We start from the raw sequence: 14453 nt of genomic DNA, 5'->3' as shown, positions 1-14453 counted from the left end.
CTTAATGGCGGGGTGTTTTTTATGCCCCGCATCACAAATGTGAGAGGAGCAGGATCGATGAAAAAATTATTGACCATGAATGAATTGACAATAAGTGAAATTGAAAGGATTTTACATGAGGCAGAGTGTTTTGCCAACGGAGCCAGCTGGATTCCAAAGCAGCTGACCACAGTTGCCAATCTCTTCTTTGAACCAAGTACACGTACAAAATCAAGCTTTGAAATGGCTGAAAGAAAATTGGGACTTGAGGTCATTCCTTTTGATGCGGGTACATCATCCGTGTTAAAAGGCGAAACCTTATATGACACAGTTAAAACGTTAGAAGCGATAGGTGTAAATGCCTTGATCATCCGTCATGAACAGGATAATTATTTTGACGAATTGAATGAGAAGATCGGAATTCCAATAATCAATGCAGGGGATGGCTGCGGAAATCACCCAACCCAATCATTACTGGACTTATTGACGATTAAACAAGAGTTTAAAAGTTTCAAAGGTCTTAAGATTGCGATAATCGGTGATGTAAGGCATAGTCGGGTTGCGAAATCGAATGCAGAAGCACTGACTCGTTTAGGAGCGAATGTCGTATTTTCGGGCCCGCCTGAATGGTTTGACAGATCAAACAGTTTAGGAAGATATGAAGACATCGATCATGCGGTAGCTACATCGGATGTGGTCATGCTGCTTAGAATACAGCATGAAAGGCATATTGATAAATACGATCAGGCAAATGGAGATTACCTGGAAAAATTCGGCCTGACCAAACTACGTGAAAAAAATATGAAACCGGATGCGATCATCATGCATCCTGCACCAATAAACCGCGGTGTTGAAATAGACAGTGATTTAGTCGAATGCAGCCGCTCGAGAATTTTTAAACAAATGGAAAATGGCGTATTCATTAGAATGGCCGTATTAAAAAATGTGCTCGAACAAACCGAAGGGGGAAACATCCATGAAAACAGTAATCAAAAATGGAGTATTGCTAGATAATCAAAACTCATTCAAAAAAGCGGACATTGAGATAGAAGGCAAGGTCATCACAAAGATCGGCGAGAACTTGGAGACGGAAAATTGTAACGTAGTTGACGCTAGAGGATTACTGATTACACCCGGGCTTGTTGACCTGCATGTCCATTTACGCGAACCGGGCGGCGAACATAAGGAAACAATCGCAAGCGGGACGCTTGCAGCGGCAAGAGGCGGTTTCACTACGGTAGCGGCGATGCCTAATACTAGGCCAGTTCCTGATACAGTGGAGAACCTAGAAGCGCTTAACAGGAAAATTGAAGAAACGGCTCATGTCAGAGTACTCCCATATGCATCCATCACGATTAGGGAAGCTGGCAAGGAGCTGACCGACTTTGCTTCACTAAAACAAACGGGTGCTTTCGCCTTTACGGACGATGGCGTAGGAATTCAAGAAGCCGGGATGATGCTGGAAGCGATGAAACGGGCAGCCGCTCAAGATATGGCCATTGTTGCTCATTGTGAAGACAATAGCTTAATCAATAAAGGCTCCGTACATGAAGGAAGATTCTCAAAAGAACAAGGAATCAATGGGATTCCGTCGGTATGTGAAGCTGTACATATCGCCCGGGATATCCTTCTTGCCGAAGCGGCGGACTGCCATTATCACGTTTGCCATATTTCCACGAAGGAATCGGTAAGGACGGTAAGGGATGCCAAACGCGCCGGTATCCGTGTCACCGCCGAAGTTACACCGCATCACTTATTATTGTGTGAAGATGATATACCGGGACTTGATACGAATTATAAAATGAACCCGCCATTAAGGGGCCGTGAAGATCGGGATGCGTTGATAGAAGGATTGCTTGACGGAACCATCGATTTTATAGCAACAGACCATGCCCCGCATGCGGCAGAGGAAAAGGCGCAGGGAATGCAGCTGGCTCCTTTCGGAATAGTAGGATTGGAAACGGCCTTCCCGCTGCTTTACACCGAATTGGTTAAAAAGGGCATCATAACATTAAAGCAATTGATCGATTTCATGACAATCAAACCATCCGAAAGCTTCTCCCTTCCTTATGGAGAGCTAAAAGAAGGTGCTACTGCGGATATCGTACTCATCGATTTGGAAACGGAAAAAGAAATCAATGCTGAAGAGTTTGCTTCAAAAGGGAAAAATACACCTTTTAATGAAAAGAAATGTTATGGCTGGCCAGTCATGACGATTGCAGAAGGAAAAATAGCTTGGGAAAAAGGACGTGTTCAAGGATGAAAAGACAGCTAATTTTAGAAGATGGGACAGTATTCCTTGGGGAAGCATTCGGAGGGGACGTAGAAAAAATAGGTGAAGTCGTTTTTAACACAGGAATGACGGGTTACCAAGAGATTTTATCCGATCCATCGTATTGCGGTCAAATCGTTACACTTACGTATCCATTAATCGGGAACTACGGAATAAACCGCGATGACTTTGAATCCATCAATCCAGCGATAGCAGGATTTGTCGTTAAGGAAACAGCAGAACTTCCTTCCAACTGGCGAAACCAACTATCACTAGATGAATATCTGAAAATGAAGAACATACCTGGAATAAGCGGAATCGATACGAGAAAGCTGACAAGAATCATCAGGAAATCAGGTGCACTGAAAGGGGCGCTTTGCAATATCAATAAAGATGCAAATGAAGTGGTTTCCCAATTGAAGGCAACGGTGATTCCTTCTAATCAGGTAAAACAGGTTTCAACAAAAGCACCTTATTCCAGCCCGGGCAGAGGCCCGCGGGTTGTTCTTGTAGACTACGGCATGAAGCATGGGATTTTACGTGAGTTGACGAAGCGCGGCTGTGATGTCGTGGTTGTGCCTTATAACGTCACGGCCGAAGAAGTGATGCAATACCATCCGGATGGCGTAATGCTTTCAAACGGCCCTGGAGATCCGAAAAGTGTTCTTGAGACGCTCGAAATGATCCGTGCAATCCAAACGCAAGTACCGTTATTCGGAATCTGTTTAGGACATCAATTATTCGCACTTGCAAACGGGGCGGATACGGCAAAATTAAAATTCGGCCATCGAGGTTCGAATCATCCGGTCAGGGACCTTCGTACCGGAAAAGTATCCATCACATCTCAAAATCATGGATATACAGTTGAAGAGCTTTCCATTGAAAGTACAGATCTTATTGTGACACATACAGCATTGAATGACGATACGATTGAAGGCCTGCGCCATAAAAAGTATCCGGCTTTCACCGTACAATATCACCCGGAAGCATCACCAGGTCCGGAAGATGCCAACTACTTATTCAATGAATTCTTACAAATGATTGAAGCTGCAACCAACAAGGGGGAAAAAACATGCCAAAACGCAATGATATAAAAAGCATCTTAGTAATTGGTTCCGGTCCGATCGTCATCGGACAGGCCGCCGAGTTCGATTATGCAGGAACCCAAGCGTGTATAGCCTTAAAAGAAGAAGGCTATCGAGTGATCCTGATTAACTCTAACCCTGCGACAATCATGACAGACACTGAAATGGCTGACGCGGTTTATATCGAACCGATCACATTGGAATTTGTCAGCAAAATCATTCGTAAAGAGCGCCCGGATGCACTGTTACCTACCTTGGGCGGACAGACTGGCTTGAACATGGCAGTTGAGCTTGCCGAATCAGGAATTCTGGAAGAATGCAATGTCCAAATTCTTGGGACTAAACTTTCGGCTATACAACAAGCGGAAGACCGTGACCTTTTCCGTACGCTAATGAACGATCTTGGGGAACCTGTGCCTGACAGCGACATTATTCATAACCTGGAAGAAGCTTATACATTCGTTGAACGAGTCGGCTACCCGGTCATTGTTCGTCCAGCCTTCACGCTTGGCGGAACAGGCGGTGGGATTTGTGATAACGAAGAGCAGCTTATCGAGATCGTTGAGGGTGGCCTGAAAAGCAGCCCGGTTCACCAATGTCTGCTTGAGAAGAGCATTGCCGGTTTTAAAGAAGTGGAATATGAAGTGATGCGTGATTCCAATGATAATGCAATAGTCGTTTGTAATATGGAAAACTTCGATCCTGTCGGTGTCCATACAGGCGATTCAATCGTCGCGGCACCAAGCCAAACATTAAGTGACAGAGAGTATCAAATGCTTAGAAATACGTCTTTGAAGATTATTCGCGCCTTGAAAATTGAAGGTGGATGTAATGTTCAGCTTGCGCTAGATCCAAACAGCTATCAATATTATGTCATTGAAGTGAACCCAAGGGTCAGCCGTTCTTCGGCACTTGCTTCAAAAGCGACTGGTTATCCAATTGCAAAGCTAGCAGCAAAGATAGCCGTTGGTTTGACGCTCGATGAGATGATGAACCCTGTCACTGGCAAAACCTATGCCAGCTTTGAACCGGCACTGGACTATGTCGTTACGAAAATTCCGCGCTGGCCTTTCGATAAGTTCGAAAGCGCCAACCGTAGGCTCGGTACCCAAATGAAAGCGACCGGAGAAGTCATGGCAATCGGCCGTACATTCGAGGAATCAATCTTAAAAGCTGTCCGTTCCCTTGAAGCGGGTATATTCCACCTTAATTTGAATGACGAGTTTGAGGATGGAAAGATAGAGAAACGGATCAGAAAAGCCGGAGATGAACGGTTATTCTATATCGGTGAAGCGTTAAGAAGGGGAAAAACGATCGAAACCATCCACGAATGGAGCCAGATCGATTTATTCTTCTTGCATAAGTTGAAAAAGATAATCGACTTTGAAAAGCAGCTTAAAGAACATTCTTTTGATTGTGAAGTATTGCAAAAGGCTAAAGAACTAGGGTTTTCTGACAAAACGATCGCGGAAATATGGGGAGTTCCCGAAATTGATGTCTATGAATACCGGAAACAGCAAGGAATCATCCCTGTTTACAAAATGGTTGATACATGTGCTGCCGAATTCGAATCGGAAACTCCGTATTTTTATGGGACATACGAAGATGAGAATGAATCCATCGTCACTGACAAGAAAAGTGTCATTGTTCTGGGATCAGGCCCAATTCGGATCGGGCAAGGAGTAGAGTTTGATTATGCGACCGTACACTCGGTATGGGCCATCAAGGAAGCGGGATATGAAGCGATCATCATCAACAACAATCCCGAAACAGTTTCGACGGATTTCAGTATCTCCGACAAACTTTATTTCGAACCATTGACTATTGAAGATGTCATGCATGTCATCGATTTGGAAAAACCGGAAGGGGTCATCGTCCAGTTTGGCGGACAGACAGCAATCAACCTTGCAGATGGTCTGGTTGAAAGAGGAGTGAAAATCCTAGGTACTTCACTTGAAGACCTGGATAGGGCGGAAAATCGCAATAAATTCGAAAAAGCACTTCAGGATTTAGGCATTCCTCAGCCAAAGGGTAAAACTGCAACATCGGTTGATGAAGCGATCGTCATCGCTGAAGATATCGGGTACCCGGTTTTAGTAAGGCCATCGTATGTCCTCGGAGGAAGAGCGATGGAAATCGTCTATAAACAAGAAGAATTGCTGCATTACATGAAAAATGCCGTGAAAATTAATCCGGATCACCCTGTCCTGATAGACCGCTACTTAACAGGTAAGGAAATCGAAGTGGATGGTATTTCCGATGGCGAAACGGTCGTTATCCCTGGGATCATGGAGCATATTGAGCGCGCCGGCGTCCATTCAGGTGACTCGATTGCAGTCTATCCGCCACAAAACTTAACGGAAAAACAAAAAGAAGTAATCATTGATTATACGACCCGGTTGGCAAAAGGCTTGAATATAATCGGTCTCTTGAACATCCAATATGTCATCAGCAATGAAGAAGTGTATGTGATTGAAGTAAATCCACGTTCCAGCCGAACCGTTCCATTCTTAAGTAAAATTACGAATGTGCCGATGGCTAACTTAGCCACGAAGGTCATCTTGGGTCACACACTTGAAAGCCAGGGTTACAAATCGGGGTTAGTGCCAGAACAAACGGGGGTCTATGTGAAAGTGCCGGTCTTCTCATTTGCGAAATTAAGAGGTGTGGACATTTCACTCGGACCTGAAATGAAATCGACTGGTGAAGTAATGGGGAAAGATACCACCCTTGAAAAAGCTTTATATAAAGGGCTGGTCGCTTCCGGTTTCAAGATCAAGGGGCATGGTTCGGTGTTATTGACGATATCGGATAAAGATAAGCAGGAAGCGCTGCTTTTAGCAAGGCGTTTCCATAATATCGGCTTCAAGCTGATAGCCACCAGCGGAACTGCTGCCCTATTGGAGCAATCAGGAATTCCGACTGCGATTGTCGGAAAAATTGGCGAAGAAGGTACAAACCTGCTGGATGTCATCCGGAACGGGGAAGCGCAATTTGTTATAAATACTTTGACAAAAGGTAAGCAGCCGGCACGGGATGGTTTCAGAATCCGACGTGAATCGGTTGAAAATGGAGTGACATGCCTAACATCACTTGATACGGCAGAAGCCATTTTAAGAGTGATAGAATCCATGACCTTCTCGGCAGAAGCAATGGGAAAAACGGAAAAAAGTCGTGAGGTGAGCTATATATGATCAAGAAGGAAAGAATGAAGGTGTTAAATCATAAGGAACTGGCCCCGTCCATCTTTGAACTTACCCTGCAAGGTGAATTGGTTTCAGAGATGAATCAACCAGGCCAGTTTGTCCAAGTCAAGACAACAGAAGGCACTGAGCCATTGTTAAGACGCCCGATTTCGATTTCTTCTTACAACAGGAGTGAAAAACAGTTCACGATGATATACCGGGCTGAAGGTAAAGGAACGACACTGTTATCGCAGCGTAAAGAGGCGGAAGCGGTCGATATCCTTGGACCCCTTGGCAACGGATTTCCCGTTCATGAGGCTAAACAGGGTGAAACGGCATTATTGGTTGGCGGCGGGATTGGTGTCCCGCCCCTGTATCAATTATCACAAATGTTGGTTGCGAAAGGTGTTACGGTAATCCATGTATTGGGCTTCCAGACCAAGTCAGCCATCTTTTACGAAAAAGAATTCAGTGAATTAGGTGATACCTATATTGCCACGGTGGATGGTTCATACGGGACAAAAGGATTTGTTACGACGGTAATAGACAATCTGGAGCAAGAGTTTGCAACGATCTTTTCATGCGGGCCTACACCAATGTTAAGAGCCTTGGAATCGGGCTATCGTGAGAAAAAGCTTTTCCTGTCCCTTGAGGAAAGGATGGGATGCGGCATCGGTGCCTGCTTTGCTTGCGTGTGTCATACAGGGGATGACCCAACTGGTTTCAGTTATAAAAAGGTTTGCAGCGATGGACCCGTATTCCGGGCAGGAGAGGTGGTATTATGAGCAGGCTTTCAGTTGAATTACCAGGATTACACTTGAAAAACCCGGTCATGCCAGCATCTGGATGCTTTGGATTCGGCCGTGAATACAGTCAATTTTTCGACTTGGATATTCTTGGGGCGATCATGATCAAAGCGACCACTCCTGAGCCGAGGTTCGGCAACCCGACTCCGCGTGTTGCGGAAACCTCTTCGGGAATGCTGAACGCCATCGGTCTGCAGAATCCAGGCTTGGAAAAGGTCATCAGTGAAGAGCTGGCCTGGCTAAGTAGGTATGATGTTCCCATCATTGCCAACGTTGCAGGTTCGCAAATAGAAGACTATGTAAAAGTTGCCAGTGAAATAAGCAAGGCGGGGAATGTGAAAGCACTTGAATTGAATATCTCTTGTCCGAATGTAAAAGAAGGAGGCATAGCTTTCGGTACGGTACCGGAAGTTGCCAAAGAGGTAACCATGGCGGTAAAGGAAGTATCTTCCGTCCCAGTCTATGTGAAGCTTTCACCGAATGTCAGTAATATTGTGGATATGGCCAAAGCAGTTGAAGATGGCGGGGCCGACGGGTTGACCATGATAAATACATTAGTCGGCATGCGACTGGATTTAAAAACGGGCAAACCGATCCTTTCTAACAGAACGGGTGGATTATCTGGTCCTGCAATAAAACCTGTAGCGCTCCGGATGATTTATGAGGTTAGCCAGCAAGTTTCTATTCCAATAATCGGAATGGGCGGCATCGCTACGGCGGAAGACGTCATTGAATTTTTCTATGCGGGTGCCAGTGCTGTTGCAGTGGGAACCGCGAACTTCGTGGATCCCTTTGTATGCCCGACCATCATCGAAGAATTACCGAAATTGTTGGATGAGCTGGGATTTGACCATATTTCAGAATGTACCGGAAGGAGCTGGAAGCAAAATGAAACAGTCACTAATAATCGCTCTTGATTTCCCTGACCTCCTTCAAACGGAGACATTTCTAAAACAGTTCCATTCGGAAAAACTGGCTGTAAAAGTGGGGATGGAATTATTTTATCAGAATGGTCCATCAATCGTTTCTTTCGTAAAGGAGCAAGGCCATGATGTGTTTTTGGACTTGAAGCTTCATGATATTCCAAATACCGTTAAAATGGCCATGACCGGATTGGCAGCTTTAGGAGCTGACATGGTCAATGTACATGCGGCAGGTGGACAAAAGATGATGGAAGCAGCCATGGAAGGTCTGGATAAGGGTACGTCCGCTGGTAAAAAACGTCCATTATGCATTGGGGTTACCCAACTGACGAGTACGTCACAAGAACAAATGAATGCTGAGCAAAACATTGCCGGGTCTCTGGAAGATTCGGTCCTCCATTATGCAAAACTTACTAGACAGGCAGGATTGGATGGCGTCGTCTGTTCTACCCATGAAGTAAAGAACATACATGAACGCATCGGTCATGAATTCTTGACCGTCACACCTGGAATCCGAAGTGCAGGTGGACAGACGCATGATCAAAAGAGAATTGCCACGCCTGAACAAGCTAGGGATTTTGGAGCGGATGCCATCGTTGTAGGGAGAGCCATAACGGGGGCGGCAGATCCATTAAGGGCGTATTTGGATATGAAAGCAGCTTGGGAGGGAATATCATGTTAAATAATAAGATAGCTGAACATCTATTGGAAATAAAAGCAGTGTACCTACAGCCGAATGACCCCTTTACTTGGGCATCTGGAATTAAATCACCCATTTATTGTGATAATCGCTTGACCCTTTCATACCCAGAGGTTCGCAATGAAATAGCGGAAGGATTGAAAGGTTTGATTGAACAGCATTTCCCTGAGGCTGAACTGATTGCAGGCACAGCAACTGCCGGCATTCCGCATGCAGCTTGGGTGAGTGAAAAATTAAATGCACCGATGTGCTATGTTCGATCCAAAGCCAAGGAGCACGGTAAGGGCAATCAAATCGAAGGCCGCGCAGTTCAAGGACAAAAAGTGGTCGTTGTAGAAGACTTGATTTCAACCGGCGGAAGTGTGATTACTGCTGTTAACGCGCTGAAAGAGGCTGGATGTGATGTTCTAGGAGTCGTTTCGATCTTTACTTACGAATTGGAAAAGGGAAAAGAAAAATTCGAAGCTGAGGGCATTATTAACCATTCGTTGAGTGACTACTCTACTTTGATAAAAGTCGCTAATGATAAAGGGTACATCACGGCAGAAGAATTGGAAAAACTAAAAAAATGGCGGGAGAATCCGGCTGATACAGCTTGGATTTCGGCATGAAAATAGAGGGGGCCCAATCACTCAGGACTGGGCCCCCTCTATTTTTTTACTCCTTTACCGCTTCCTTTAAGCGTATGACAGTATCGGCATTCGGTGTAATATAAACGGTCTGCTGCTGGTCATAGATTACGAACCCGGGCTTGGAACCATTCGGTTTCTTAACATGGCGAACCTGTGTGAAATCAACGGGCACTGAACTCGATTGCTTTGCTTTACTGAAGAAAGCTGCTAATACGGCGGCCTCTTTTATTGTTTTTTCACTTGGCGATTCATTTCGAATCACAACATGTGAGCCGGGTATATCTTTTGTATGAAGCCATATTTCATCCCGGCGTGCAAACTTGTTCGTTAAATAATCATTTTGTTTATTATTTTTCCCGACAAAAATGAGATCTCCATCCGTAGCATAATATGTTTCAAGCTGCGGTTTTGCATTTGCAGGCTTTTTCATGCCTTTTTTCTTTTTTTGCCTAATGTATCCTTCTTCCTGAAGTTCTTCCCGAATCTCCTCTATATCCCTGGGTGACGCTGATTGGAGCTGCTGATGCAAGGCTTCGAAGTAGGCCAATTCCAATTTTGTCTTTTCGATTTGTTCTTGGACGACTCCGACTGCATTTTTGGACTTTTGGTATCTTGAGAAGTACTTTTGTGCATTATCTGACGGATTTTTTAATGGGTCAAGCGGGATGGTGACCATACTTTGTTCTTCATCATAATAATTGACAACTTCTATTTCCTTCATGCCTTTTTTCATTTGATATAGATTAGCTGTAAGCAGCTCACCGAACAACTGATACTGTTCACCGCGTTCCGTATCTTTCAATGTACGTTCGAGCTTGCCGATTTTTTTTGAGTTCTTTTCGATTTCATTAGTAATGAAACGTTCTACATCCTGGCTCTTTTGCTTAACCCGATCTCTTTCTGCCTTTCCGAAGTAATAGCGGTCGAGCATCTCGCTCAATGAAGAAAACGTACGTTGATTCCCAGACAGATGCTCTAGTGAAAGCATATAAAAAACTTCTTTATTTCCATCTTGTTTGATCGTGGCAGCATATTTCCGTTCCGAGATTTCCTGGATAATCTTTAAAAAGGCCGTTGGAAGGGTCGTGCTGTTGGCAAGTCCGGCCCGGTAGACGGCTTCCTTTGCAACTAATGGTGAAACCCCTGAAAAATGGGCAACAAGCTGTCGATCCAGCTTTCCTGCATTGAAGTCAATATTCTTCCTGATATCGTCCTCGGTAGCCTTGAAGGGATCATTCTTTTCCTGTGCGGGTGGAGCCTTATACTCGTGGCCGGGCAATATCGCCCGATAACTATTGACGGCATGTGAAACATGCTTAATGCTGTCCAAAATCATATTTCGTTCTTTATCTACTAAAACAATGTTGCTGTGTCGCCCCATAATTTCGATGATTAACTGCTTTTGAGAGACATCGCCAAGCTCATTACGGCCCTTCACTTCAAAAATGATCATCCTATCAAGTTCATATTGATAAATGTTTTCTATCGTATAGCCTTCGAGGTGCTTCCTAAGAAGCATGCAGAACATGGGTGCCTCTTTGGGATTTTCATAACTTTCTTCGGTCATTTGCACCCTCGAATAACTTGGATGGGCTGATAATAAGAGCTTATGGTTCTTACCTCCAGCACGAACAACCAGTATTACTTCATTTTTATAAGGCTGATGTACCTTATTGATTCGTCCACCTTCTAATAAAGAAGCGATTTCTTCCGTCATCGCTTTCGTAAATAATCCATCAAATGACATTCTATTTTTACTTCCTTTACATAAGATTTTCTAAGAACTCATTTTTGCAGGGCGTTATAAATGCATCACGTCTGCCCATTTTAGTAAATCACAATTTTTTTAGCCAACTGGGTGAAAGCAGCAGTTCAGGTACAGTGAATGGATGTATTTTTATTTCCTGATAGTGAATACAAAAATTGGTCCATTCATCATGATTACAATTCGTTCATTCAAAAAATTATCCGGATCGTTCTTCTTTCTGCAATTCTGTTTAATTATAGCATTATTTTGGACGAGTCTGAATAATCATGGAAGAAGAGCAGGTTGTTTTATGTATCGGTAAGCAGGCAGGTGTTGGAAGAGTAAAGCAAAAAGCGCCTGTTGAGATGTATACAGGAGCCTATTTCATTCTATTCAAAGGGATGTGTGATACTTGATGGAGTTCAGGGAAATGAATAATCAAGAAATGGAGAAAGCGCTTCAAACAAACGTTACACACGGTTTGGACGATGATGTAGTAAAGGACAGGCTGCAAAAGAATGGTTTTAACGAATTGAAGGAAGGAGAAAAACAGTCAGCCATTCTTTTATTTTTCGCCCAATTCAAAGATTTCATGGTCATAGTTTTACTTGCCGCGACATTGGTTTCGGGGATATTGGGTGAATATATCGATGCGATTGCCATCATGGCGATTGTTTTTTTGAATGGATTACTTGGTTTTTTCCAAGAACGGAAGGCAGAAAAATCCTTGGATGCCTTAAAGGAAATGGCTGCACCGCAAGTTAACGTGCTTCGAGATGGCCAGTGGATGAAAATCCCATCGAGAGAAGTGGTTGTTGGGGATATCCTGAAGTTTTCGAGCGGTGACCGTATTGGTGCCGATTTACGGATCATCGACCATTCAAGCCTTGAAATAGAAGAGTCGGCACTTACCGGCGAGTCACTCCCGGCCGTTAAATGTTCTGATCCATTGATGAATGAGGTTGAAGGTATCGGTGATCAGGAAAATATGGCGTTTATGGGAACGATGGTGACAAGAGGGAATGGAGTCGGAATCGTGATCGCTACTGGAATGAATACGGCGATGGGAAAGATTGCGGATCTCCTGCAGACTGCGGAAACAAAAGAAACACCGCTTCAACGGAGGTTGGAGCAGCTAGGCAAAATTTTGATCGTCACGGCCTTAATATTAACTGTAATCGTAGTCCTGACTGGTGTCATTCAAGGACATGACCTTTATACGATGTTTTTGGCCGGGGTATCTCTGGCTGTTGCGGCGATTCCCGAAGGCTTGCCGGCCATTGTGACCGTAGCCTTGTCTTTAGGTGTTCAGCGTATGATCAAACAAAAAGCGATTGTCCGTAAGCTTCCTGCCGTAGAAACGCTTGGCTGTGCAACAGTGATTTGCTCAGATAAAACAGGTACACTGACACAAAACAAAATGACGGTGACGAAGGTTTGGAGTGGAGGAAAAACTTGGGATGTCGGCGGTACTGGTTACAATCCGGTCGGAGAATTTTCTTTAGATGGAGTTTCAGTTGCCCCGAAAAACCATAATGCCTTGCTTCAAATAATTACATTCGGCATGCTCTGTAATAAAGCTGAGTTAAAGGAAAATGGAAAACAATATATTCTAGACGGTGATCCGACAGAAGGGGCGATGTTGGTCGCGGCAATGAAAGCTGGATTGACGAGGGAACACCTATCTAAGAGGTTTACGATAGTAAAGGAGTTTCCATTTGATTCGAGCCGCAAAATGATGAGTGTCATAGTGAAGGATGATAAAGAGAATCATTTCGTTATCGTAAAAGGTGCCCCGGACGTATTGATTGCCCAGTCCGACACGATTCTTTGGGAAGGAAGGTCGGAAATATTAAATCGGGAGAGCAAGGAAAGGGTGCAACATGACATGAATGGGCTTGCTTCGCAGGCACTTAGAATGATTGCAGTAGGTTATAAACCTCTTTCAAAAGGAACGATTTTGCTGCATGAAACCGAAGCTGAGCGTAATTTGACCTTCATGGGACTTCAGGGCATGATCGATCCCCCGCGTCCGGAGGTGAAACAGGCAGTTAAGGAATGCAGGGACGCCGGGATCAAAACTGTCATGATTACAGGCGACCATGTGATAACTGCAAAGGCAATTGCTAAAGAACTTGGAATTTTAAAAGGAAAAGACCGTGTACTTGAAGGACGGCAATTGGCGGACATGGAAGTCGGGGAACTTGAGGAAGTTGTTGAAACTGTTTCGGTATTTGCCCGAGTTTCCCCGGAACATAAGTTGAAAATCGTAAAAGCCTTGCAAAATAAAGGACATGTCGTTGCAATGACAGGGGATGGTGTCAATGATGCCCCTGCGATAAAATCAGCGGATATTGGTATATCCATGGGCATCACGGGGACTGATGTTGCTAAAGAAGCTTCTTCCTTGATATTGGTTGACGATAACTTTGCCACAATAAAATCGGCCATTAAAGAAGGCAGGAATATTTACGAAAACATCAGGAAGTTCATCCGTTACCTGCTTGCCTCCAATGTTGGGGAGATTTTGGTCATGTTTTTTGCGATGCTATGTGCCTTGCCATTACCATTGATACCAATCCAGATCTTATTCGTAAACCTTGTAACCGACGGACTGCCCGCGATGGCATTGGGCCTGGATGCCGCAGAAGAAGATGTAATGAAAAGAAATCCAAGAAATGCCAATGAAGGTGTTTTTGGAAGGGGGCTTGGCTGGAAGATCATCTCACGCGGTTTTCTGATAGGGGTTTCCACATTGATTGCATTTTATGTTGTATATCGTGCAAATCCGGATAATCTTGCTTATGCACAAACGATTGCTTTCGCTACCTTGGTCTTGGCTCAGCTTATACATGTATTCGATTGCCGAAGTGAACGTTCGATCTTCTCGAGAAATCCATTCGGTAACCTTTATCTAGTGGGGGCGGTACTTTCCTCCCTATTATTGATGGTAGCCGTCATGTATGTGCAGCCTTTACAAACCATCTTTCATACGGTACCGATTTCGGGAAGGGATTGGCTATTAGTAATAGGAATGGCATCCATACCAACTTTTTTACTGGCTGGAACCTTTTTAGCAAGAAAAGCACAGTGATATATGGTATAATCTTTAAGGTGGTAGAGT

At 44.2% G+C, this 14453-nt stretch carries 11 protein-coding genes; 10 read left to right on the top strand and 1 reads right to left on the bottom strand.

The window, feature by feature from the left end:
- The first annotated feature begins 57 nt into the window (after nucleotides 1-57).
- From AC3WLU_RS10755 to pyrE, 8 genes are read left to right on the top strand one after another with little or no spacing between them, the layout of a single operon-like run.
- Nucleotides 58-993, top strand: coding sequence for an aspartate carbamoyltransferase catalytic subunit (locus tag AC3WLU_RS10755; RefSeq protein WP_278088531.1), 936 nt, complete (start codon nucleotides 58-60; stop codon nucleotides 991-993).
- The gene (pyrC, locus tag AC3WLU_RS10750; protein ID WP_411739748.1) at nucleotides 956-2242 is read left to right on the top strand and encodes a dihydroorotase; all 1287 of its coding nucleotides are present in this window, start codon (nucleotides 956-958) and stop codon (nucleotides 2240-2242) included. Before AC3WLU_RS10755 ends, pyrC begins: the two co-directional genes overlap by 38 nt.
- Nucleotides 2239-3345 carry a carbamoyl phosphate synthase small subunit gene (locus AC3WLU_RS10745; RefSeq protein WP_492597252.1) on the top strand — a complete coding sequence of 369 codons (1107 nt, stop codon included), beginning with the start codon at nucleotides 2239-2241 and terminating at the stop codon, nucleotides 3343-3345. The genes pyrC and AC3WLU_RS10745 overlap by 4 nt, the downstream gene beginning before the upstream one ends.
- A complete protein-coding gene (gene carB, locus AC3WLU_RS10740; protein ID WP_057278431.1) occupies nucleotides 3324-6530 on the top strand; it encodes a carbamoyl-phosphate synthase large subunit in 3207 nt (1068 codons plus the stop codon). Before AC3WLU_RS10745 ends, carB begins: the two co-directional genes overlap by 22 nt.
- Nucleotides 6527-7306: a dihydroorotate dehydrogenase electron transfer subunit gene (locus AC3WLU_RS10735; protein ID WP_034313832.1), complete on the top strand. Its 780-nt coding sequence runs from the start codon at nucleotides 6527-6529 to the stop codon at nucleotides 7304-7306. Before carB ends, AC3WLU_RS10735 begins: the two co-directional genes overlap by 4 nt.
- Nucleotides 7303-8244 carry a dihydroorotate dehydrogenase gene (locus tag AC3WLU_RS10730; protein ID WP_492597251.1) on the top strand — a complete coding sequence of 314 codons (942 nt, stop codon included), beginning with the start codon at nucleotides 7303-7305 and terminating at the stop codon, nucleotides 8242-8244. Before AC3WLU_RS10735 ends, AC3WLU_RS10730 begins: the two co-directional genes overlap by 4 nt.
- The gene (pyrF, locus tag AC3WLU_RS10725) at nucleotides 8216-8932 is read left to right on the top strand and encodes an orotidine-5'-phosphate decarboxylase (protein ID WP_054396936.1); all 717 of its coding nucleotides are present in this window, start codon (nucleotides 8216-8218) and stop codon (nucleotides 8930-8932) included. The genes AC3WLU_RS10730 and pyrF overlap by 29 nt, the downstream gene beginning before the upstream one ends.
- Nucleotides 8926-9561 carry an orotate phosphoribosyltransferase gene (gene pyrE / locus AC3WLU_RS10720; protein ID WP_268936716.1) on the top strand — a complete coding sequence of 212 codons (636 nt, stop codon included), beginning with the start codon at nucleotides 8926-8928 and terminating at the stop codon, nucleotides 9559-9561. Before pyrF ends, pyrE begins: the two co-directional genes overlap by 7 nt.
- Nucleotides 9562-9607: 46 nt before the next feature.
- On the opposite strand, the gene AC3WLU_RS10715 is transcribed toward pyrE, so the two are convergent.
- Nucleotides 9608-11329: an Rqc2 family fibronectin-binding protein gene (locus AC3WLU_RS10715; protein ID WP_492597250.1), complete on the bottom strand. Its 1722-nt coding sequence runs from the start codon at nucleotides 11327-11329 to the stop codon at nucleotides 9608-9610.
- Between the two features lie 287 nt (nucleotides 11330-11616).
- On the opposite strand from AC3WLU_RS10715, the gene AC3WLU_RS10710 reads away from it, so the two are divergent.
- Nucleotides 11617-11745, top strand: coding sequence for a hypothetical protein (locus AC3WLU_RS10710; protein ID WP_262869245.1), 129 nt, complete (start codon nucleotides 11617-11619; stop codon nucleotides 11743-11745).
- On the top strand, nucleotides 11745-14423 hold the full coding sequence (locus tag AC3WLU_RS10705; protein ID WP_492597258.1) for a calcium-translocating P-type ATPase, SERCA-type: 2679 nt from the start codon (nucleotides 11745-11747) through the stop codon (nucleotides 14421-14423). The genes AC3WLU_RS10710 and AC3WLU_RS10705 overlap by 1 nt, the downstream gene beginning before the upstream one ends.
- Nucleotides 14424-14453 lie beyond the last annotated feature (30 nt).

It is taken from the genome of Peribacillus sp. FW305-BF15, from assembly GCF_058783805.1.
Note: the sequence above shows the minus strand (reverse complement) of the source record. Positions and strands in the feature narration are given on the sequence as shown.